Genomic DNA, 23630 nt, shown 5'->3' with positions numbered 1-23630 from the left:
ACGCCATGACCAACGGCGAAAGGCCGGACTGGCGCGCGCACGCCGCCCGCTTCGCCGAGCCGGAGGGGGCGGCGGATCGTGACCACGCCATAGAGACGCTGACCACCGCGTACGACGCGGACGAGGCCGACGAGGAGCAGCTCGACGGCCTGGCCGTCCTGCTGCTGGCCCGCTACCAGGCACACGGGGCGGCCGCGGATCGCGACACGGCCGCAGCCGTGCTCGACCGGCTGCTGACCCGGCTTCCGCAGGACGACCCGTACGGCGACGTCGTGGCGGGCACGCTGGGTGAGCTCCTGGCCGAGGCGGGCACCTGCACGCCGGAGGTCGCGGCTCTGCTCGAACGTGGCCTGGCGACATGCGAGGGCCAGGAGCGGATCGCGCCGCTGTACTTTCACGCGATCTGCCTCTCGGCGGGCACGCCGGCGGAAGAGACGCTGCAACGGCTGGCCGGCGACCTGGGCGAACTGCTCGGCCTGCTTCCAGAGGAGCACCCGATGCGGCCGGAGGTGATGATCCGTCTCGCGGACAACCTCGCGGGAGGCGATCCCGGGCAGGCCATCACACTGTACGAGCAGGCATGGCAGCGGATGGAGCCCGGACCGGGACGGGCGCAGGTGGCCATCAACCTCAGCGTGCTCATCGAGGCGCCGGCGCCTCGGACGGGCATCTCGCCGGAACTGGAGGCGGCCGAGCGGTGGATCCGGGCAGCGCTCGCGGAGCCGGTCCGCCACTCCGCCGAGCGCCACGCCCACCTCGCCTTCCTGCTGATCCGCCGGCTGATGCCCGCCCTTCCGCCCCGGAAGCCGATGGTGACCCCTGAAGGGCTGAAGGAGCTCCCGGCGGCGCTGCGCGAGCGGCCGGAGCTCCGTGCTGTGCTGGCCGAGGCGGTCGATCACCTCGAGCGGGCGGCGCGGCTCGCGCCTGACGACGTGCGGATCAACGGCACCCTGGCGGGCGCCCGGATGGTGCTGTCGGGCTGTCCGGTGGCCACCGCGGAACAGCTGGACGCCGTGCACCGCCACACGGCCAGGGTCGCCGCGCAGCACCCGGACCTGCCGCAGGCCAGGGCGCTGGAGCTGCTGACCGCGCGCGATCCCGCGGAGGAGGACCTGCGCGCCGCCGTCGCGGCGCTGCCCGCCCAGGACGCGCTGCGCCCGCAGCTCCTCGCCCGCCTCGGGACGAAGCTGCAGGCCGCAGGCGCGGCGGCGGAGGCCATGCGTGTCCTCGTGCCGGCGCTGCCCGCGCTCCCACCGGACGACCCGGTGCGGGCCGTCGCGATGGCCGCCCTGATCGGGGCCGTTCTCGACGGCGTGCGCCCGCACACCTCGCGTGCGGAGCTCGACCGTCTCGTCGAAGATCTGCGCGCCGTCGCGCCGGACGGGCCGCAGGACGCCGCCACGCACCTGGCCTGGGGCGTCGTGCACGCCGTGCGCGGGATCTGGGCTTCGTCCCGCGCCGACTTCGACACGGCGACGGCCTCCTTCAACCGGGCCATCGACCTGCTGCCCGCCACCGACCCGAACGTGGCGGGGCTCCGCTACGCGATCGCCATGACCATGGTGGACCGCTTCAGCGTGGACAAGGACCTGCAGTACCTGGACGGCGCGCTGGAGATCTTCGATGAGCTCGCCGGAGACCCCGCGTGGGCGGAGTCTCCGGCCCTGCTGATCGCGCGGGGCACGGCACGCCTCGCCCGCGCGCTGTACGGGAAGACGGACCAGGACCGCCGGACGGCCATGGACGAACTCGCACGCGGCTTCGCGGACCTTCCCGCCGACTCGCCGATCCGCCGGGGACTCGCACCCGCGATGGACGCCGCCGAGACACTGAGCGGCTCCCGGTTCGGCCCCGCCGAGTTGCAGCGGATGATCGATCTCGCCAGAGGCCCGGAGACGGAGCTCATCGAGGGCAGGTACCCGGTCGCCGATCTCGTGGAGGGCCTCTTGCGGCTCGAACTCTTCCCCGATGACCAGGTCGCCGCCCGCCAGGTGCTGCGGGCAGCGGCTGACTTCGACGAGCGCACAGGCCGTTTCGGCGACACATTCGCCCGCGCGGCCACAGCCAAGGCCTGGTGGGCTCTCGGCAGACCCGACGAGGCGATCAGAGGCGAGCTGGCCGCTCTCCGGGCGCGCCTGGCCGACGCGCTCCTCCAAACCCGCGTCGGCCGTTCCCTCGCGGTGACACGCGACACGGCCGAGGACGCACTGGGAACCGCGTCCCGGGCGCTGGCCGGCGGCCGGGACGCGGCGGCCGTCGAGGCCCTGGAACTCGCCCGGGGGACGACCTTGTACGCGGCCACCGCCGGGTTGCCGGACGAGCCCGCGCCGGATCCGAGCGGGCGGACGATCCCCCTCCCGACGGACGTGCGCAGCAGGGCGGTGATCGAGCGTGCCACCGAGCCGGGGTTCCTCGATCCGCCCACGGTCCCGCAGATCGCGGCGGCGCTGCGCGACCACGGCTGGGACGCCCTGGCCTACCTGCTGCCCAGAAGCGGGGGCGGCCACGGCCGGGCACTGATGATCCGCCCGGACGGGACGGTCCGGACGCTGCCGCTGCCCGGCCTCGACGGCGAGGAGGTGGCGCGCGTGCGCGCCTATGAGCGGGCTCATCAGCGCTCGCTCTCCCTGGACGAACGAGCACCGTGGCGGGCGGCCCTTCTCGACCTCGGCGCGTGGGCGTGGCGCGTGGTCATGGAGCCGTTGCTGACCGAGATCGCGGCGGGCCGGCCGCTGGCTCGCGTGGTCCTGGTTCCCTGGGGAACCCTGGGCGCGGTGCCGTGGCAGGCGGCTGGCGATCCCGCGAGCGGCGTGTACGCCTGCCAGCGGGCGGTGATCTCGTTCGCCGTCTCAGCCAGGCAGCTCATCCGCACCGCGCCGCCGTACCCCGACCACCACGCCCGCCCCGCCATCGTGGCCGACCCAGGAGGGGCGAGGCTACGCTGGTGCCGCTGGGAGTGCGATGAGCTGTCGCGCCTGTTCTACTCCTCCGCGCGGCGGTTCGGGCGGTGGAAGGGGGACGAGGTGACGCCGGTCGCCACGCCGGCCACGCTGCTCGACCTGCTGCCAGGAGGCACCTGGCCCGCCACACTGCTGCACTTCGGCGGCCACGCCGAATCCACGCAGTCGCCCGTGGACGCGAAGCTCCGGCTGGCCGGCGAGGTGACGGCCGGGCAGTTGCTCGCCCGGCCCCGCGCGGGCGGCCCCGGGCCGCTGGTCGTCCTGTCCGCCTGCACGAGCGACTTCACCGCCGAAGACTACGACGAGGCGCTGACACTGGCGACCGCGCTGCTCGCGGCCGGGGCCTCGACCGTCATCGGGTCGCGCTGGGGCGTCGAGGACGACGCACGCACCGCCCTCCTGATGGTGATGTATCACGCGTTCCTCGCCACCTGTGATCGAGCCGAGGCGCTGCGACGCACTCAGGTCTGGGCGCTGGCACCGCGCAGGGAGGACCTCCCTCCCGGGATCTCGGCGGGGCTGGTGCGGCTGGCCTTCGAGCTGGATTTGGCGGATCCGGTGATCTGGGCCGCCTTCACGCACCAGGGACGCTGAGCGGCCGGTCGGCCCGCTTGGGAGACGGGCCGAGCGTGACCCCGTACGGGGCGAGCAGGCCGGTCAGTTGGTCGTGGCAGCGCTCGTCGGCGAGCAGGTAGCCCTCGTTCGCGACCGGCTGGAAGGCGTCCATGCACCGGTCGCCGAAGAACATCATGGCCTCACGCGGACGATCCCGCTTCGCCTGCCAGATCAACCCCTGCGGCACCAGGTTCGGCCAGGCGTGCTGGCCACGCCAGTCGCGTTCGTGCAGCCACAACGACCAGTGACGGGTGATGTGGTAGTACTCCGCCTCCGCGTCGAGCAGCCAGCCGTCCTGGCAGACGCCGCTGAGGTCCTCCGCGCTGAGCAGCGACACCAGCCGGAGGTCGCGGACGACGTCGATCGCCGACATGCGCAGAGCCTCCAGCCTGGCGTGCCGCACGAGCCGGCCCCCGTTCTCGCCGTCGAACAGCAGGCTGCGAACCACCGTCTCCATCAGCGCGGTGGACTGCTCCCGGGCCGCGTACAGGTAGGGGAACGGCCGCATCATCGTGCAGTCGAACCGGCCGCCGCCGATCTTCCTGTCGGCCGGCACGGGATTGCAGGCGTCGGCCGCGTATCGCGCGCTGTGCACCCGCCAGAGCCGTGTGCCGGCGGGCAGGACCTTCATCGCGACCTGGCCAGGACACCGTTCTGGCGGCAGTTGGAGCGGCACGGTCAGATCCTTTCCAGCTCGGCCTGGGCGGCCGCCACGAGGTCGTCGTCGCGCTCTGTGCCGATGAGGTCCGCGGGCGCCGCACCCAGCCAGGCGTTGCCGCCGAGCCACCAGTCGGCGACGCCCCAGGGGTCTTCCTCTGCGTTGAGCAGGCTGTTGACCAGCAGGACGAGGGGTCTTGCGCGGCCGTCCGCGTCGAACTGGAACGCGGGCAGGCGGGTCGTGCCCTCCGGCGTGTCCAGGCGGACCAGCCCGGCGCCGTAGCCGTCGGCGACCTCGCCCGGCAGGTGTGACGGCGCGCCGAGCAGCCGCCGCTGGACTGCGGCCAGCAGCTCGGCGGGCGAGCGCGAGGGATCCGGCATCTCGGGGAGCAGCCGGTGGCCATACCTCTCGATCAACTCGCCCCACATCGCTCCGGCCTGATCCACCGGCTCGTCCGCCCGGTCCAGCCGGCGGATCCCGGTGGGGATCGCTCGGCGGACGGGATGTCCGGGAGGAAGCCACGGCTCCACCACGTCCATGATCGAGATGACGAGGTCGTTCAGGCGCTCGCGGCCGGTGGGGCGCTGGAGTTCGGACAACAACCGATCCAGCTCGTCCTGGTCGTCCGCGTCGAGATGGGAGCGGACATCAGGGAGGTGCTTGGCGAGCGTCCTGAGGAAGTGGGGCACGTCCATGCGGTGGGACTCCGATTCCTGAGTCGTAGTCCATTGATCAACGAGCGTGCCACAGATTTTTATGAGATGAAAGCCATTCCATGCTTATGTCGTACAGAATAGACGGGTGTCGGTGTTGGTGGGGGTGGTGCCTGATTCCAGATGATTGTGGATTTTTATGGAATGGGGCATCTTCGCCCGGAGGTCGTCGTCCTTCTTGGGAGCGGTGATTCACGAGTGGGCGCTGCGGGGGGTCCTGATCGAGATAGGTGTCCAGGTGAACGGTAAGCCGATCTTAGTTCTCCACATTCCTCACATTCCGGACAAATGCTACCTTGTCACGATATCGAAAAATGTGTAGTAGCCTTCGTTGCCTCGCCTCCGATTCACCGACTTTCGGGAGAGGTGAATTCCCGAATGATCACACTCGTACCGCGAGGCGAAATTACGCCAGTCGTGCCGGAAATCTCCGGAAACGGGCCAGTTCCTCGACGGCCCTCACCCCCCAGGTAGGTGACGATGCAAGTGAAGGATGACGGGCGCGGCGCCCAGTTGGGCGAAGGCCGCGTTCACCGCGGGCCCGAGACGGGCGTTGACGTCCGGCTCGATACAGATCACGCACGCGGGCTCTCTGTCCGTAACGAAGTCGCCCTCGCGTGCGCTGTCCAAAGTGACATGTGCGGAGGGGGCCATGGTGAGTGACGATGTCGCGACCACCGCGCCGGACGAGGCCGAAGCGGGTGGGGAGCAGGCACAGGCGCCGGAGCAGCCGGGGCTGGACGAGCGGATGGCGGCGATCGAGAGTGCGGTCGCGGAGTTCAACCGCAGGTCCGCGCATCGCGAGGCGGTGATCGACCGGCTGCACGAGGAGAACCAGGTGCTGCGCGGTGGCCTGCACCGCACGATCCTGGAGCCGGTGGTGACCGACCTGATCCGCATGTACGACTCACTGCTGCGCGAGTCGGCCCGCCTGTCCGGCGAACACGCGGACCCGGCCTTCGGCAGGCTGCTGGAGAGCTTCGCCGACGACACGCTGCTGTTGCTGGAGCGCTGCGGGCTCGAGGAGTTCACGGCCCGGCCGGGAGACCGCTTCGACGCGGGCCGGCACACCGCGGTGTCCGTCGTTCCCGCCCCGGACGAGACGGCGGACAACACCGTAGCCGAGGTCATGGCGATCGGCTTCGTGGAGCGGGAGACGGGCCGGGTGCGCCGTCCGGTGCGAGCCAGCTTCCACCAGTACCGCCGCACCCAGTCCGCGGAGCACGTGGGGCCCGCGGAGCACGTGGGGTCCGGGGAGACCGCGCAGCCCACGGAGACCGTGCATGTGGCGGACACCGTGCAGGCGGCGGAGACCGTGCAGCCGGCCGAGGCTGTGCGGCAGCAGGAACCGGAAGCCGGGGCCGCCCCGATTCCGGACATGACCTGATCGAGCGAGGGGGACACCGCGCATGGCAACGTACGGCATCGATCTCGGTACCACCTACTCCTGCATCGCCTACTTCGACGACACCGGCCGGCCGGTCGTCACCAAGAACGCGGTCGGCCAGGAGACCACCCCGTCGGTGGTCTACTTCGAGACACCGGACCACGTCGTGGTCGGGCAGGAGGCCAAGGGCTCGGCCAAGCTCTTCCCCGACCTGGTGGTCTCGCTGATCAAGCGGCAGATGGGGCAGAAGTTCGAGCTCGACTTCCACGGTGCCTCGCACACGCCCGAATCAGTGTCGGCACTCATTCTCAAGGAGATGGCCAAGGCCGCCGCCGAGCACACCCACGAGGAGGTGCGCGACGTCGTCATCACGGTGCCCGCGTACTTCGGCGTCGCCGAACGCGAGGCCACCCGCAAGGCCGGCGAGATCGCCGGGCTCAACGTGCTCAACCTGATTCCCGAGCCGGTGGCCGCCGCGCTGCACTATGAGACTCTCTCGGCGGAGCAGTCCACCACCATCCTCGTGTACGACCTGGGCGGCGGCACCTTCGACACCACGGTCATCCGCCTGGAGGGCAACGACGTACGGGTGGTCTGCACCGACGGCGACCACCGGCTCGGCGGCGCGGACTGGGACGAGCGCATCGCCGACCATCTGCTGGAGCGTTTCATGGCCGAGAACGCCGGCTCGGCGGCGGACCGGAGCGAGGACTTCCTGCAAGAGCTGGCCGGTGCCGCCGAGGAGATGAAGAAGGGGCTCAGCGCGGCCATGTCCCGGCGCTACAACATGCGCTTCGACGGCGGCACCGCCAGGGTGGAGCTGACCCGTGAGCACTTCGAGAGCCTCACGGAGGACCTGCTCGCCCGGACGTTCGAGATCACCAAGCGCACGGTCGACAAGGCCGCCGAGCACGGGATCGATCACTTCGACGACGTGCTGCTGGTCGGCGGCTCGGTCCGGATGCCCGCGGTGGCGGAAGGGCTGCGGCAGCGCTTCGGCTTCGACCCCAAACTCCACGATCCGGACCTGGCGGTGGCCAAGGGGGCGGCCAAGTTCGCGCTGATCGAGGCGGTTAAGGTGCGCCTGCCCGGCGACGCGGAGAAGCTGTCGGAGGCGGAGACGCGGGAGGCGTACGAACAGGCGGCCGACCAGCTCGGGCTGGAGCCGGAGAAGGTGCGGATGCTGGCCGGCCGGCGGGTGACGACCGTGGTGCCGCGCGCGTTCGGCGTCAAGGTGGTCGACTTCGCCGACGACGGGAGCGAGGTGTTCACCGTGAGCCACGTCCTCAAGGCGAACACCGCGCTGCCCGCGGCGCCCGGCGCCGAGCGGTTCGCGACGGCGTACGAGAACCAGACCGAGATCAAGATCGAGATCTGGGAGCAGGCCGGATCGATCGAATCGCCGGAGCTGTCCGACAACGCAAAAATCGGCGAGGGCGTCATCCCCGAGCTGCCCAGGCTGCGCAAGAACTCTCCCATCGACATCTCCTTCGCCATGGACGAGCTGGGCACGCTCACGGTCCACGCCGTCGAGCTGCAGACGAAGAAGGACCTGCGCATCGAGGTACGCATCCAGGGGCTGTCGGACGCGCAGGTCCGGCAGGCCAAGGAAGCGGTCGCGCGTTACGCGGTCTCGGAGTGACGGCAGGCTGGCGAGTGACACAAGTGTTGGACAAGGACGCCTACCGGCGCGAGGTGCTCGACCCCGCACGCGCCCGGGGCAACGCGCTGCCTGCCGACCTGCTCGCGCGGTACGCGCTGCGCCCGGAGGAGGAACTGCAGGGCGATCGGCTGACCGAGCACCTGGCAGAGGTGGTCGCGTACTGGCGCACGGTCAGGCAACGGCAGAAGTCGTACGCGAAGCTGATCGACGGACTGCTCGTCGCGCACGCGAAGCTGACCGAGCAGAACGCCCTCACCTGGGACGCGCTGAAGGCCGAGACGGACCGGCAGGTGAAGGCGGCCACCACGCGGTTGGCGGAGGCGGCCGTCACACTGGCGGGCAGCGGATCCCGCATCAGCCGCGCCGCGCTCGGCCACCTGGTCGCCGACACCGGAGGCACCCTCTCGGAGGCCGAGGTGCGCCAGATCCTGGTCGAGCACGGCATCTCCATCGTCGAGCGGACCTGGGTCCTGCCCGACGCGCCGCCCTGGCCCGCGCACCGGACCATGCGCAACGCCCTCAACCTGCTCGGCCTGCGGTTGTCGGCCGAGGTCGTGGTCGGCACGGAAGAAGTGCGCCGCGGCTTCCGGCTGCGTGACGGCTTCCGGCTGGCCGGCGGAGCGCCGGCAGGGGTAGCGCTGACCAAGGAGAAGATCGCCGCTGTCCTGCGAGATTCGGCGGCTCGGGTCAGGGACGAGCGCAAGGCCGCGACCGAGAGCGTGCTGTCCACCCTGAAGGAGGCGGCGGGCGAACCGGAGCGGCTGGACGCGATGCTCCTCTGGGAGGTCATGGAAATCCTGCGGCCGCAGGTGGCCGCAGGACTGCCGGCCAAGATGATCAGTGAGCAGGCCGCGGCCCTGGGGCTGGTCAGGGAGGAGGCGGAGGAGCTGGCGCTGGCGATGCTCGCGCACGAGCCTCGCTCCGCCGGACCGGCGTATCAGATCCAGGAGGCGCTGGAAGAAGGCCGGCTGCGTGCCGCCGAGCGCCTGCTGCCGGGGCTGGCGCCCGACGATCCACTGCGTGGCCGCATCGAGGAGCGCGGCCGTCAGGTCGCTGCGTGGACCGGGCAGGCCACCGAAGAGCTGGCCGCCGGCTGTACGGAGGCGGCGGCCGAACTGCTCGACAAGGCCTGGCGGAGCGCAGCGGACGATGAGGCCATCGGCGATCGGCTGCGTGCCCTGCCGCCGCCTCCGGCCGGCGACGTGCGCGCGGGAGCGCAGAGCAGCCGGGTGACAGTGGCGTGGGCCCCGAGCGCCGCCCACGTCGGCCCCGTCCACTACCGCGTGGTCCGCACCATCGGCGCTCCGGCGAGCGGGGCGGCCGACGGCATCACGGTCGGCGAGACGGAGACCAACGAGCTGGTGGACCGGGCACCGCCACCCGCCGAGGAGCTGTATTACACCGTATTCGCCGGGCGTGCCGCCGGCATCTGGTCGGCACCCGTCTCCGCCCCTCGGCTGACCGTGCTGCCCGAGATCATCGCGCCGGCGGTGACAGCGGGAGAGCGGGAGGTGACCGCGACGTGGCGGCTGCCGCCGGGCGCGTCGGAGGCCATCGTGAGCAGGCTCGACCCGCACGTCGGGCAGCCGACGAGCAGAGGCGGGAGCGGGTTCGCCGACGTGGGGGTGACGCCGGGGGAGACCTATCGCTACCGGGTCCAGGTCGCCTACGAACGCTCCGACGGCACGAGGCGGCTCTCACGCGGCGTCGTGCTGACGGGGCTGCCGGAGAGCGCGCCGCGGGCGGTCCTGGATCTGACGGTCGAGCTGGACGGCGAGCCTCCCGCGGCGCGGATCGGCTGGCCCCCACCGGCCGGCGGGCGCGTGGTCATCCGCGCCGCGGACGGCCCGCCGCCCTGGCCGCGCGGCACGACGCTCACGCAGGCCGAGGTGGAGCGGTACGGCTCCGAGGTGCCGGCCGTGCCCGCAGAGGGCGCGAACGGCTGGATGACCATCCGCGCGCCGCTGGCCGGCGCCTACTTCACTGCGGTCAGCGTCGGCGCCGGTCGAGCGGTGATCGGTGCCTCCGCCCGGCTCGTCATCGTGGAGCCGGTACGTGAGCTGACCGCACTGCGGCTCGGGGACACGATGGCGCTGAGCTGGCAGTGGCCGGTCGGCGCCCAGCTCGTGGAGGTGACCTGGGCGCCAGCCGGAGCGAGCGTGGAGGAGCCGGGCGCAGGGACGGTCACCGTCGAGTGCCGGCGCCGTGCCTACGAGGACAACGGCTGCCGAATCGAGATCGGGCCGGGTGCGGTCGTGGCCAGCGTGCGCACGGTGGCCGGCGAGATCCGCTCCAGGCCGGTGACGGCGAGCGTCCCAGGGATCGGCCCTGAGGTCCGCTACGAGTTCCGCCGCCCCCGGCTGTCGCGGCGCCGCGAGGCCGTGCTGATCCTGACCGCGGAACGACACTGCCAGGTGCCGCCGCTGGTCGTCGTGCGCCGGGCGGGCACCGTGCTCCCGCTGCGGCCCGAGCAGGGCGAGGTGATCCACGAGGTGCCGGCGCAGGAGCTGAGCCCGGACAGCCCGCTCACGCTGCGGATCGCGGTGCCGCACGCCGCGAAGCCGTCAAGGCTGGCTTGTTTCGTGGCTTCCGGCACGGCCGACGTGGTGACCCTGATCCCGCTTCCAGGAACGTGGTGAACGATGAGGATCCCCCTACTGCCCACCTTGACCTGCCCGTACTGCTACCAGCCATTCCAGTCGCGGAAGGTCATGTTCCGTTGCACCGGGTTGCTCGGCCCCAACGGCAAGAGGTGTGAGGCCAAGCGCGACACGGCGTTGTCCGGCCGGTTCCGGATGAACGAGGCGCTGCCCCCGGTGTTCAGCCCAGGCTCGCTGGCTACCAGCCGGCGCATGAGCGCGTGCTGCCCCGGCTGCGGCGGCGAGTCGACCCAGCGCATCTGCCCGCATTGCCACAGCCAGCTGCCGGTGCACTTCGGCCGGGTCGACAGCCGGCTCATCGCGCTGATCGGCGCCAAGGGCACCGGCAAGACCATCTACATGACGGTCCTGCTGCACGAGCTGATGCACTCGGTGGGGCGACGCTTCGACGCCGCCGTGGTCGGTTCGGACGACCACACGCGCAGCGAGTTCTCCAAGCGGTACGAGGAGATGCTCTACCGGCAGAACGTGCTGCCCGCCACGACGGTCCCCGGACAGGCGGAGCTGCGGCGCCCGCTGGTCTTCAAGGTCTCCCTCGACCGCTCGGGGCTGTTCGGCACCCGTGACCGGCACACGATCACCTCGTTCTTCGACACCGCGGGAGAGGACCTGATCACGAAGCAGAGCGTGGACCTCAACGTCCGCTACCTGCGCAGCGCCGACGGCATCATCCTGCTCCTCGACCCCCTGCAGATGCGCGGCGCTCGCGCCGCCGCGCGGCCGGGCGTCCGGCTGCCGGACTCCGACGCAAAGACCGATCATCCGGTGAACGTGCTGGCCCGGGTCACCGAGGTGCTCTACGAGGCTCACGGCCGCGGCCCGAACCGGCGCCTGGAGATCCCGGTCGCCGTCGCCATGTCCAAAATCGACGCGCTGCGGGACGGCTTCGCCGCGGGCAGCCCGCTGCTCCGTGAGCCGCCCGCCGACCAGCCCGTCTTCGACCAGGCCGACAGCCTGGCCGTGCACGATCACGTGCGGGCGCTGCTGCACGAATGGGAGGGCGAGCAGATCGACCAGATCATGCGCAAGCACTACGCGTCCTACCGCTACTTCGGACTGTCCTCCCTGGGCGACAGCCCGACGGCCGACAACCGCGTCGATCCCCGGGGCATCCATCCGTACCGGGTGGCTGACCCCTTTCTGTGGCTGCTCAGCCGGCTGAACGCGCTCCCGTCCACCAAGGGGTGACATGGACTTCCACCAGCTCTATTACACGTCGTGCCGATCGGGGCTGTCGGGGTATGCCGGCTACCAGTTCAACGCGGTCACGCCGGGCGTGGCCCCCGAGGTGATGAGCGAGGTCGAGGCGCTCAGCTCGTACGAGCCGCCCAGCACGCTGGGGCACTCGCCGACGCCCGAGCAGATCGCCGGTTGCCCAGTGAACCTGTGCTTCGTGCCAGGCCCGCGGCCGATCGCGGCCAACGTCGTCTTCACCGGCACCGACTACTCCGGCAGGTTCGGCAACTATTTCGCGCACGCGCTCGTGCCCGAGGCGGGCAGCTGGCAGGGGCCGCTGCCCATCGAGCTGTGGCGGGCGGCGTTGTGGACCCGGGAGACGGTGGACGGCACCGAGCTGCCGCCCGTGCCGAGCCCGCTTCCGGCCGGGCCGCTCGGCCGCGACGCCGTGGACGACTTCCTGGACAGGGCACCCGGCCGGTCGCTGCTGCCCGCCCTGCTCAGCGCCGTGGAGCGGGCCGTGCTCGACGAGGAACGCTCGGTGGTGATCTACGCGGCGGACGCCGACGAGGTGGCGCGCTGGATCGCCGCGGTGTCCTTCCTGCTGCCGCCGCCGGTGGCCGCCCGGATGTCGTTCGCGACCTATCAGTTCCGCCCGTCCTACAGCAGATACCACGTGATCGGCACGCAGCCAGGAGCGGAGATCGTCGCGGACGAGCGCTCGTTCCAGGCGTTCTATCTGTTCGACTTCACGACAGGCCGGGCCTCCGAGTCGGAGGTGGGCCCGCTGCCGGTGTTGCTGGCGGCGGCCGGGACGGTGGCGGCCGGGCCTCTCTGGCGCCGGGCGGCGGCGCTGGCTGCGGGCGGCGAGGTGCGGCTGGCCGACTGGTACGCGGTCGCGGTCGCGGCCGCGCTGCTGGACGGCGGGGTGGGCGTCGGGCCGGAGGAGCTCGACGCGGTCTGCGCCTGGATGGCGGAGCATGGACCACGCCTCGATGGCGGCATACTCGCCACCATCGCCGCGGCCGTGCTCGGTCACGACGCCGTCTCCGCCGCCCACCTGACCGGTCTGGCCGACGCAGCCGCCGAGGGCGGGCAGGCGGAGCTGCTCGCGCAGACGGAGGAGCTCCTGGTGACGCGCCAGGTCGCCGAGACGGTCAGGCCGGAGGGGACCGATTCGCACGCGGGGGTCGCGGCCGAGGTTCCGTCTGCGGTGCCGGTCAGCCGGCGGCTGCGGTCGCAGAAGGCCCGCGAGTTCGCCGCGGACAGGTACACCCGGGCGCTGGCCGAGGCCGATCCCGCCACCGTGCTGCGCCTGCTGCGGCTGGCCGTGGCGCACGACATCAGGCCAGACGCCCGCGCCCTGCGGGAGTGCGGCCTGCGGACGATCGGCCCAGAACTGCTGCGGCAGCGGCCTGAACCCGCCACGTACGAGGCCGTGCAGCGCTGGCCGGACCTGCGTTCAGGGGTGCTGGCGTGCCTCGATCACGCCGCGGCCGAGGGGCGGTCGCTGCGCGAGGTGTTCGAGCTCGGGCTGGACACGGCCATACCCGAGGAGGAACTGCTCGCCCAGCCGGCCCTGCGCGAGGCCGCCCTGCTCGTCCGCGCCCGCAGACAGCCGGAGCGCCGTGTGGACACGGCGCTCGCGCTGCTGTCCGGGCGGGGCCGCAGCCTCGACGAGACCGTGCTGAGGGAACTCTGGCCGGGCGGCTGGTCCGTGAGCGACGCCACGGCGATGCTGAGGAGACTTCCCTCCTCGGCACTCGGCGACCCGGTGCTGGTTGCCTGGGTGACGGCGGTGCTGGACAGGCCGCTGCCTGACGGCGACCGCCAGGGGATGGACTCGTACGCGGCACTGTGCGGTCTGCTGGCCAGGTTGCCGCTGGCCGGGACGTTGCCGGTCGGCTCGCGGGATCGGGTCGCGGAAATGGTGCGGATCCACGAGACGGAGCGGCGCATCGTGGACGCCGCCCGTCAGGGAGACGACAAGAAGTGGCGCGCGGCCATCCAGACGCTGCTCGCGTTTCACGCGGCCACCAAGACGCCGGCCGTCCGGACCTACCTGCGGACGCACTTGGCGGAGCAACTGGTGTCGGGGCCGCACGAGCGGCTTCCGACGCTGATCGCGCACGCGCCCCCGGAGATCGCGCAGGCCTATCTGGATGACCTGGACCGGCAGTTGGGCGGGGAGCAGGCGGGCGCGACCGCCGCCACGGCGTTCGCCACCCTCTACACCGCGCTGGCCCACCGGGACACGGTGCACGTCGCCGATGCTCTGCAGGACGTTCTGCTCACCCACCTGTCCGAGTGGCGCAAACGCGATCTCAACGACGTCGAGCACGAACTGCGCGGCCACTCCAACCGCATGGCCGACGAGTTCAGGCGCTGGCGGCTGGCACACTGCCGCCCCCGGCGGCGCTGGCTCCCGAGCTGGCCGTCGCCCAGCTGAGCACCGCTTCACGAAGGGGATCACACCATGTCGGGATACTACGGCGGGTCTCAGTCGAGATACCGCCGCAACCCGGTCCCATCCGGCGACGGGGCCGCCGTGGGTTGCGGCTGCCTGGTGGCCATGTGCCTGTCGCCTCTGCTGTTGTGGCTGCTCATCCCGGCGACGTCCGTGATGGTGGTTTGCGCCACGGGGCACTGCCTGTACGAGTACCTCAAACGGCTGGCCTCTGTCATGGGCGTCGGCCGGTGGGCGGCGGCCGCGCCTGTCCCGCCGCCGCCCGACCGGCCGGCCGGCCGGAACGAACCGGCCTACGTCCATTACCTGTTCGGGCCCGCGCTGGTCGACCTCCGGCACGCGGTACGGGTGGCCCTACCGGCGCCGTGGCAGGTCGGCAGGCGGTACGACCACCTGATCCGCCGCACCTTCCAGGGCCGCGATCCCGCCGGGCTGATGGTGCCGCTCGGCATCGTGAGCTGGCTGAGCATGGCGGTCGGCATCGGCAGCGGCTTCCTCGTCGTCACGATGTTGTGCCTGATCCAACTGACGATCGTGGGGCTCATGGCGTTCGCCGTCATCGCCGCCGGGTTCGTGCTGCGGGCGGCCGACTCCGGGATGCGCGTGGTCAAGGGCGTCCGGACCAGCTGTCCGTCCTGTCACCAGCACGTGCACTACCCCTCGTACGACTGCTCGGCATCGAGCTGCGGGCGGCGGCACCGCGACATCAGGCCCGGCCGGTTCGGAGTGGTCAAGCGCAGGTGCGCGTGCGGGACGCTGCTGCCGACCCTGCTGATCATGGGAAGCGGCGACGGGCGGATGCGGGCGTTCTGCCCGCACTGCGGGGAACCGATGTCGGCCGGCGCCGGTGCCGTGCCGGAGATCGTCATCCCGGTGCTCGGCGCGGCCACCACCGGCAAGACCCGCCTTATGACGGCGCTGGTCATGGGCCTGGTGGAGGGGCCAGGAGGACACGGGGCCACGACGCGCTTCGCCGACGAGCAGTCGGCGAACGCCTACCGCGGCCTGGCCGACAAGCTGCGCGCCGGCGTGCACACGTGGAAGACCATCAAGGCCAAGGACGCGCCGCTGCGGGCCTACTCGCTGCGTGTCGCGCCGCCCAGCGGCTCCCCGCGGCTGCTGCACATCTTCGACGCGCCCGGCGAGCTCGTCGGAAGGTCGGAGCTGCTGCGCGAGCTGCGCTACATCAAGGTCGCGCGCACGTTCCTGTTCACCCTCGACCTGCTGTCCGTGGACGCCGTCTGGGCGTCGTTACCGCCCGAGGAACAGGCCAGGCAGGCACAACTCCGCTCCGACGTGCCGACGGACTTCGTGTTCGGGCAGTTGGTCCAGAACATCGAAGGGCTCGGCGTCGCGACCACGCGGGCGCGCCTGGTCGTGGCGCTGACCAAGGACGACCTGGTATGCCACAGTCCCGTCCTGGCCGGCGTCGGCCACGGGAGCGAGGACATCCGCCGCTGGCTCGAGGGGCCCGCCGGGCTGGACGGCGTCGTACGCACGATGCGCCGGCACTTCGGCGAGATCCGCTTCTTCCGCACCTCCTCCTGGCTCCATGACGGGCTGATCGACCACAGCGTGCTGGATCTGTCCGGCTGGATCCTCGCCAAGGAGGGCCTGCGCGTCCACAACTCCGCGTGACACCCGAACCGAGAGGGGAACCAACGATGCACCCCAACCCGTACAGCCGGTGGCGGATGGCCGTCTTCGTGGTCGTCACCGTGGTCGCGGCCCTGTACGTGGTCTCCATCCTGGCCTCGTTGCTGCTGGCCGTGGCGGGGCGCTGAGATGCCGGGCGGAGGGAGCGGCCTGCGGAAGGCACAGGACGTGCCGCTGCCACCTGGGGCGATCGTCCCGGTGGAGCTGCACCAGCCGGAGCCGGGCGGCGCCACACTGGTCGGCGTCTTCCAGGACGCGTCGGGCGGGTGCCTGGCGACGCTCACCGACGAGCACAGGCTCATGGTGGAGCTGGCAGGGCTGCCCGAGGGAACCACGCGGGTCGTTCTCGCGGCCGAGGTCGCGGGCGGATCACTGTCCGGGATGAGCGGCCTGCGTTGCGCGGTGGGTTCCGGACTGGTCGTGCTCTCCGGAGCCGCAGCGGGGGCGGCGACGCCGGAGCCGGTGCACCTGCTCGGCGAATGCTATCTGCGTGAGGGGGCCTGGTGGTTCCGCGAGATCGGGTACGGGCTGGCGGGCGAGGCCGACCTGACCCGCGCGCTCGGGCCGGAGGCGGCCGGCTACCACCTTCGCCGCTCCGCCACACATTCCGCGCGGGCGGTGCCCGTGCCGGACGCCGCGGTCGGGCGGGAGAGGGCCGCGCCGCCGGACCCCGCCGGGCGTCCGGTGCGCGGGCTGCTCCCCATGGCGAGCCTGGAGTCCGCGCGCATGGTCGGCGAGCGCCGGGTGCGCGGCCCGGTGAGCCTGGAGGTGGCGGTGGACCTGTCCTACTCCATGGAGCAGTACTCCGGGCTGCGAACGGCGGCTCTGCGATCGCTGGGCGAGTTCGCCCGCCGGGAGATGGCCGACGGCGACCTGCTGAGCTCGGTGGCCTTCGCGGGCAGGGCCGCAGTGCTGGTCCCGCCGGTGGAAGTGCGCAGGCTCGGCCAGGTCACCGACCACCCGCAGGGATCGGTGGGCGAGGGGACGCTGCTGGAACCGGCGATCCGGCTGCTGGTGAAGCTGCGTGGCAGGCGTCCGGTCAAGCCCTGGGGGTGCAGCCTGATGGTGATCAGCGACGGCGAGTTCTTCGACGACGCCTACCGCCTGGACCCGATCATGCAGCGGACCGGTTACCAGGATGTCCACCTCGTGGTGCCGGAATCGGCGGACCGGCTGACAACGCGCTCGCACCGCTGGCACCGCCGCGCGACCCTGTGGCGGTTCCGAGACGCCGACCAGCTCGGCCTGATCTACGGCACGGTGTTCGCCACCATGACCGGCCAGCGCCTGGAGGGCCGATGACGGCGGACGACCGCGTCCCGCCCGCGTCCGGGCCGGACGGGCCCGCACCCGGAACGGCGGGGACGCAGAACCTTTCACCAGGTCCGGCCGGCACAGAAGGGGTGCCGCCGGGGCCCGGCGAGGGCGAGGCCGATCCGGGCGACCTGACCGTGCTCGCCGAGGCGCTGCTGGCCCGCGCCGAGCTCGACGAGGATCCGGCCGCGCTGGAAACCGCCCTCGCCTATGCCCGCCGGGCCTGCGCCGCGGACGGTCAGGACTCGCCGGCCACCGACGGTCCGCTGGAGCTCGCGATGGCGCGCTGCGTCCTGGGCGCGGCGCTCGCCCTGCGGGCGGAGTGGTTCCCCGCCGGTGCGGAGCAGGACCTGCGGGAGGCAGCCGAGGCGTTCCACGGATCGATCGGCCTCCTGCCCGGCGACGCCGAACCTGCCGCCCATGTGACCGGCAGGCTCGGGGTCACCCTGGCCATGGCCGCCCAGCGGGACGTACTCAGGCTGGGGGATGCCCCGGGGGAGAGGAAACGGGAGCGGAGCGAGCTGGACGGCCGGGTGGCCATGGCGCTCGGCACCCTGGACAAGGGCTGGCACGGCATGGCAGCCGACGATCCGTACCGGCCGGCCGTCAGGTACTGGCGCGGGATCATGCACGCCATGCGCTTCGCCATGCTCGGCGGGAGTGCCGAGGACGCGCGGAGGGGTCTGGACGATCTCGGCGCGGTACTCGAGGAGCCTGAACTGGGCGAGGCGATCGCCAATCGCTGCCACGTCTTCATGGCCCTGCTCCACTTCAACCGGTCGCTGCCGGAGGAGTTCCGCATCGGCGGGCAGGGCGCCACCCTGCGGCACTTCGCCCGCATCATGGCGTTGCGAGCCATGGCCGCTCCGGAGGACGCGCGGGCCGCGCTCACGCACCTGGACAGGATCGTCCTGCCGGACGACGACGGCCGGAGCGACGGCTCGGCGCTGCGTGAGCTGGTGACGCCGATGCGGATGGCGGCCACCGCCGCCGCCGGGGGGCTGGATCTGAGCACCGAGGTGCTGGACGAAGCCCTGGCGGACCTGGGTGAGGTGGCGGAGGGCGACGGAGCAGACGTCGAGCTGAAGGTGATGTACCAGCTTCTGCGTGCCGCCCGGACCGCCCACGGCGGCGGCCGCGAGGAGGTGGCCGCGGCCATGAGGTCCGTCACCGAGACGGTGGAAGGGCTCGGCGAGGACACACCGTTGCGTGACGTGCTGCAGGCCGTACTGGGGCAGTACCGCGACGCGGCCGGCGACCCCTGGGACATGGAGGCCTCCGCCTCCGAGGAGCGTGAGGCGGCGCTCCGGCTGCTGGAACAGGTCCTGGAGGAGATGCCGGACGACGATCCGGAGCGCGCGTCCACGCTGAGCCGGCTGGCCAGGTCCCTCATCCGCAGCCTGTCGCAGTCGTACTCGCTGGAACGGTTGCAGCGGGTCAGGGAACTGCTGCTCGCCGCCGCCGCGCGCGAGGCCGCCGACGCGGAGAATGACGCGCTCAACCAGTTCCTGCTCGTTCTCGTGGAGTGCATGCAGGGCAGCTGGAGCGAGAACCTGGGCGGGCCGGACGACATCGTTGACCGGATCAAATACGCGGTCACGCTGTTCCCCGCCGGCCACCGGCTGAAGGTGGCCGCGGCGACTCTGCTGACCATGGTGCTCGCTCAGCGCTTCATGTACGGCGGCGGGCTGGAGCACCTGGACGCGGCCGACTACTACGCGCGCCGGATAGCGGCGGAGACGGAGGAAAGCGAGGACTCCGACCCTACGGCGCTGCGCACCATGGACTGGCTGCAAGCCCTTACGCCGCTCCTGCGCAACCAGCACGAGCTCGACGGCCGCCATGTCGAGGAAATGATCGCCAGGCTGCGGTCGGTGGCCGGCCGGCTGCCCGAGGAACACCATCTCCGGCCCCGGATCGAGAGCGACATCCACGCGCTGCGGTTCGCCCGTGGCGCCTTCGGGCCCGAGGGCCTCGATCCGACGGCCTTCCAGGCCGATCCCGAGCGCTTCGCCGCGCTCATCGACGAGATGGAGGCCAAGGCACGGACGTCGCATCCCGACAGCCCGTATTTCTGCGCCGAACTGGGCGTGGCCGCGTTCGCCAGAGTCCATCACGGGTTCGTGCGCCGCGACGTGCGGGCGATGAACGCGGGACTCGCCGCGCTGGCGGAGGCGTACGACGCGGCCCCCGTCGGGTTGCCGCTGAGGCCCGTGCTGATGTCGCAGATCGGCGACGGCCTGGCCATGCGGTACGAGATCACCAGGGACCGCGCGGACCTGACCAATGCCATCGCGCGGCTGGAGGCGGCGCGCCGGGCACAGGAGTCCGACTCGTTCGGCGGCTTCGCGGCCGGAACCTTGAAGACGTTGTGCGACCTGTACCACCAGCGCAACGACGAGCGCCTCGGCGACCCTCGGCGAGTGGCCGAGGCGGGGCTCGAAGGCCTGCGGATCCGCGCCTGGAGGGTGATGCTGCAGAGCGACGCGGAACGTGCCTTCGACGCGGCGGTGGCCGGCGCGGGAGAAGCGGCGGAGGTGGCGCTGCGGTGCGTTGCCAGGGGGCTGCTCGACAGCGCGGTCGAGGCCCTGGAGTCGGGCCGGGCGATGGTCCTGCACACCGCGACCACCGACCTGGGCATGACGTCGCTGCTGCGAGAGGCCGGGTACGGCGATCTCGCCGCGGAATGGGAATCGGCGCTAGCGGAGCTCGCACCCGCCCCGTGGGACGCCTCGGAGACGGCCAGCCACGCGGACTTGGTGGAGAGGCTGCCGGAGGCTCGCGTGCCGAGCAACCTCAGGGATCGCGTCATGGCGGCCATCGAGGGCACGCAGACGGAACGCAGGCTGTTCGCCGCCCCGTCGATCGGTGAGATCGCGCGGACGCTGAGCGAGGCAGGCGCGGCGGCCCTCGCCTATCTCGTGCCTCACGAGGACGGTCGCGGGGGATTGGCCATCGTCGTGGACGCGGACGGGGAGGTCCGCGACGTGCGGCTACCGCGGCTGGCGACGGGGCAGGACAGCAGGCTGGCGGCGTTCGCGCGGGCGCAGCGCGACAGGGAAGACAGCGAGGGGGCCCTGCGCCGGTGGCGGTACGCCCTCGATGATCTGTGCGACTGGGCGTGGACCGCCGCCATGGAGCCCCTCATGAACGTCCTCGACCTGACCCGCCGGCGGCTGGTGCTGGTGCCCGTCGGGGAGCTCGGCGCCGTGCCCTGGCACGCCGCGCGCCGCGTAACCGGCAACGGCCTCACCCGGTACGCCTGCCAGGACGCCGTGATCTCGTACGCCGCCTCCGCCCGCCAGTACGTCGATGCCCGGCGGGCCGGCCACCGCCCATGGGCCGATGAGCCGGCGCTCGTCCGCATCCGTGGCCTGCACTGGGCCTGGGAAGAGGCCGAGACCCTCCACCGCCAGTTCTACGGGCACGGACGGCTGCTCGCCGGCCGCGGCACCGACGCTCCCCGAACGCCGTCCGCCATCCTCCCAGGACCGGCGTCCGCCACCGGCTCACGGACATCATCCCCCGCCACGGAGGACACGGCGGCCACCCCCGCCAACGTGCTCAGCCTGCTGCCTGGCGCCGGCACGGATGGTGTGACCCTCCTGCACCTGGGCTGTCACGCCGCCGCCGAGCGCCGTCCTGTCGACTCGCGGCTCCTGCTGGCCGGTGGCGAAGTCCTGCGGATGACGGACATCCTGCGCCAGGCTCGCGCACGCCCTGCCGGAGGACCCGGCGGCCTGGTCGTGCTGGCGGCCTGCGGCAGCGACCTGAGCAGCGGTCACCACGACGAGGCGCTGACCTTGACCAGCGCGTTCCTCGGTGCGGGAGCCAGCGGCGCGGTGGGTACGCGCTGGCCCGTCGACGACCTTCCGACCCTGCTGTGCATGATCATGTTCCACCACTATCTGAACTCCGGATACGACGACCCGGCTGTCGCGTTGCGCGCGGCTCAGCTGTGGATGCTGGACCCGCACCGGCGCGTCCCGCCGGCCCTGCGCGAGGACCTGGCCGGGCTGCTCGACGAGACGCCGCTGCACGAGCCCGAGTCGTGGGCGGCGTTCACCTACCAAGGCCGATGAGGGAGCCTCCATGACCGCGTTCGGGATCGATCTGGGCACGACCAACTCGTGCATCGCGTACGTCGACGACGCCGGGCGGCCCGTCGTGCTGAGGAACGCGAACCTCGAGTACACCACCCCCTCGGTCGTCTACTTCGAGCGCAAGGAGAGCGTGGTGATCGGCAGCGCCGCCAAGAACGCGGCCCTGCTGGCCCCCGACCGCGTCGTTCAGCTGATCAAGCGGCAGATCGGGCGCAAGGACGTCGAGTACGCCTTTGACGGCACGACGTACACGCCGGAGTCGATCTCGGCGCTGATCCTCAAGGATCTGGCGAACGCCGCCGAACGACAGCTCGGCACGCCGGTCCGCGAGGTGGTGATCACTGTGCCCGCCTACTTCGGCGTGGCGGAGCAGCAGGCCACCCGGCAGGCCGGCGAGATCGCCGGGTTGACGGTACTGGACGTGCTCTCCGAGCCGGTCGCCGCCGCGATCTCCCGGCAGGAGCAGCACCCGGCGTCCGGCGTACGGCATCTGCTGGTCTACGACCTGGGCGGCGGCACGTTCGACACCACCGTGATCAAGGTGGACGGCAAGGACGTCGTCACTGTCTGCACCGACGGTGACCGGCGGCTCGGCGGCGCCGACTGGGACGAGAAGATCAGGCGGTTCCTGCTCGACGCGTTCGCCGAACAACATCCGCGGCTGGATCCCACCGCGGACGAGGGCTTCATGCAGGACCTGTGGATCAAGGCCGAACAGGTCAAGGAAGAGCTGAGCAACGCGCTGACCCGTCGTAAGAACCTCCGTTTCGCCGGGCAGACCGCCCGGGTGGAGCTGAGCAGGAGCCGGCTGGAGGAGCTGACCGCCGACCTTCTCGACCGGACGATGAAAATCACCGAGGAGACGGTGGAGAAGGCCGGCCGCGAGGGCGTCGCCGAGATCGACGAGATCGTGCTGGTCGGTGGCATGACCCGGATGCCCGTGGTGGCGGATCGGCTGGAGCGGCTGCTCGGCAGGACACCCAGGCAGCACGAGCCCGATCTCGCGGTGGCGCGCGGCGCGGCCATGTTCGCCTTGATCAGGCAGACGCAGCAGGACGAGAGCGAGCACGTCGCCGACCGGCTCGGCATCACGAAGGCCCAGGCCGAGAACATGCGCTCGCGACGGGTGACCACGGTGATCCCGCGCGGCTTCGGCGTCAAGGTGCTCGACCACAACGACCCGCTGGCCGCCACGCAACCGCTGCGCGCGCGTTCTTACGTCATACACCTGCTGCCCGCCGGCACGCCGTTGCCCGCCGACACCGGGCCGGTCGTCGCCACCACCGCGATGGACAACCAGCCGGGCATCGAGCTGGAGGTGTGGGAGCAGAACGGGCGGGAGATCTCGGCGGAGCTGGCGGACAACACGCTGGTCGGGCGGGGGATGCTGCTCGGCCTGCCGCCGAGGCTGCCCAAGGGCACGCCGATCCACGTCACGTTCGCCATGGCGGCGACGGGGCTGCTCAGTGTGCACGCGACGGAGCCGGTGTCGGGCCGGGAGGTCCGTTTCGAGCTGCAGATCGGAGGTCTGGACGAGGCCGCCGTCGACCAGGCCAGGACGGCGGTGGCCCGCCATGACATCAGTTCCTGAGACGCGATAGGGGAGATCCATGGGACTACGGCAAGCGATGGCGGTGCTGGCCGAGCAGTGGCACGACATCCACTCCCGGCTGTCTCCGGAGGCGATCGAGGCGCTGTCGGACCTGGCGGGCAGGCTCCTCCGTGAGGACGACCAGGAGGCCGCCGAGGAGATCGCCCACGAGATCGCCGGCCTGTTGCGCAGGCGGCTGCCCGGCGACCACCCGTTCTCCGTGGCCCTGCGCGAGCGCACGGAACGGCGGGCGGGCGTCGCGGAACCCTCGCTGCCCCTCGCTGAATTACGCGCTCTGCTCAGCCACACCCCTTCGCCCGCTGAGGTGGAGCGGGAGGCCGTGGCCAGGCTGCTCGCGGCCCCGGCGCTGACGGCCGCCGAATTGCGTGCCCTGGGCCAGAACCCCGGCGATCCCGCACTGATCCGGCTGCAGGACGACGACGGTGCGGGCCGATGGCCAGCCTTCCAGTTCGATGCCGACGGCACACCCCTGCCGCTGGTACGGCTGATCAACGGGATTCTGGAGGCGTTCGACGACCCCCTCGGGGCGGCGAGCTGGTGGCTGAGCGACAACGGCTGGCTCGGCGACGCCCCCGCCAGGCTGATCGGACGGGTGCCCGACGAGCAACTGATCGCCGCTGCCCGTAGCGAGACGGCGGGGGTGTGA

Annotated in this window: 13 protein-coding genes; 11 read left to right on the top strand and 2 right to left on the bottom strand. The window is 71.8% G+C overall.

The features are described 5' to 3' along the window. Positions 1-5: 5 nt before the first annotated feature. Positions 6-3554 (top strand): CHAT domain-containing protein, encoded by a 3549-nt coding sequence (locus ABD331_RS13625; RefSeq protein WP_344474323.1) that lies wholly within the window; start codon positions 6-8, stop codon positions 3552-3554. Here the strand turns inward: ABD331_RS13625 and ABD331_RS13620 are convergent. Together ABD331_RS13620 and ABD331_RS13615 are read right to left on the bottom strand one after the other, a co-directional pair. Next, positions 3535-4251 carry an RES family NAD+ phosphorylase gene (locus ABD331_RS13620; RefSeq protein ID WP_344474321.1) on the bottom strand — a complete coding sequence of 239 codons (717 nt, stop codon included), beginning with the start codon at positions 4249-4251 and terminating at the stop codon, positions 3535-3537. The genes ABD331_RS13625 and ABD331_RS13620 overlap by 20 nt on opposite strands. Before the next feature lie 2 nt (positions 4252-4253). Then, positions 4254-4928 carry a hypothetical protein gene (locus tag ABD331_RS13615; protein WP_344474319.1) on the bottom strand — a complete coding sequence of 225 codons (675 nt, stop codon included), beginning with the start codon at positions 4926-4928 and terminating at the stop codon, positions 4254-4256. 670 nt (positions 4929-5598) lie between these two features. On the opposite strand from ABD331_RS13615, the gene ABD331_RS13610 reads away from it, so the two are divergent. From ABD331_RS13610 to ABD331_RS13565, 10 genes are all read left to right on the top strand, one after another. Then, positions 5599-6333 carry a nucleotide exchange factor GrpE gene (locus tag ABD331_RS13610; protein WP_344474317.1) on the top strand — a complete coding sequence of 245 codons (735 nt, stop codon included), beginning with the start codon at positions 5599-5601 and terminating at the stop codon, positions 6331-6333. Between the two features lie 22 nt (positions 6334-6355). Then, positions 6356-7975 (top strand): Hsp70 family protein, encoded by a 1620-nt coding sequence (locus ABD331_RS13605; RefSeq protein WP_344474315.1) that lies wholly within the window; start codon positions 6356-6358, stop codon positions 7973-7975. Between the two features lie 14 nt (positions 7976-7989). Next, a complete protein-coding gene (locus ABD331_RS13600; RefSeq protein ID WP_344474313.1) occupies positions 7990-10635 on the top strand; it encodes a SaeA-related protein in 2646 nt (881 codons plus the stop codon). Between the two features lie 3 nt (positions 10636-10638). Beyond that, entirely contained in the window at positions 10639-11844 is a 1206-nt protein-coding gene (locus ABD331_RS13595; protein ID WP_344474311.1) for a TRAFAC clade GTPase domain-containing protein, read from the top strand. A 1-nt stretch (position 11845) separates the two neighbouring features. After that, positions 11846-14281 (top strand): GTPase-associated protein 1-related protein, encoded by a 2436-nt coding sequence (locus ABD331_RS13590; protein WP_344474308.1) that lies wholly within the window; start codon positions 11846-11848, stop codon positions 14279-14281. Positions 14282-14308: 27 nt separating this feature from the next. Next, positions 14309-15937 carry a TRAFAC clade GTPase domain-containing protein gene (locus ABD331_RS13585; RefSeq protein WP_344474306.1) on the top strand — a complete coding sequence of 543 codons (1629 nt, stop codon included), beginning with the start codon at positions 14309-14311 and terminating at the stop codon, positions 15935-15937. Positions 15938-16123: 186 nt separating this feature from the next. Beyond that, positions 16124-17257 (top strand): vWA domain-containing protein, encoded by a 1134-nt coding sequence (locus tag ABD331_RS13580; protein WP_344474304.1) that lies wholly within the window; start codon positions 16124-16126, stop codon positions 17255-17257. Continuing rightward, positions 17254-21351 (top strand): CHAT domain-containing protein, encoded by a 4098-nt coding sequence (locus ABD331_RS13575; RefSeq protein WP_344474302.1) that lies wholly within the window; start codon positions 17254-17256, stop codon positions 21349-21351. Before ABD331_RS13580 ends, ABD331_RS13575 begins: the two co-directional genes overlap by 4 nt. Positions 21352-21361: 10 nt before the next feature. Then, the gene (locus ABD331_RS13570) at positions 21362-22963 is read left to right on the top strand and encodes an Hsp70 family protein (RefSeq protein ID WP_344474300.1); all 1602 of its coding nucleotides are present in this window, start codon (positions 21362-21364) and stop codon (positions 22961-22963) included. Positions 22964-22982: 19 nt separating this feature from the next. Then, complete coding sequence (locus ABD331_RS13565) at positions 22983-23630, top strand: hypothetical protein (protein WP_344474298.1); 648 nt, start codon at positions 22983-22985, stop codon at positions 23628-23630.

The sequence above is a fragment of the Nonomuraea monospora genome (assembly GCF_039531895.1).
Lineage (GTDB): Bacteria > Actinomycetota > Actinomycetes > Streptosporangiales > Streptosporangiaceae > Nonomuraea > Nonomuraea monospora.
This window is presented reverse-complemented; position numbering and strand designations above follow the sequence as displayed.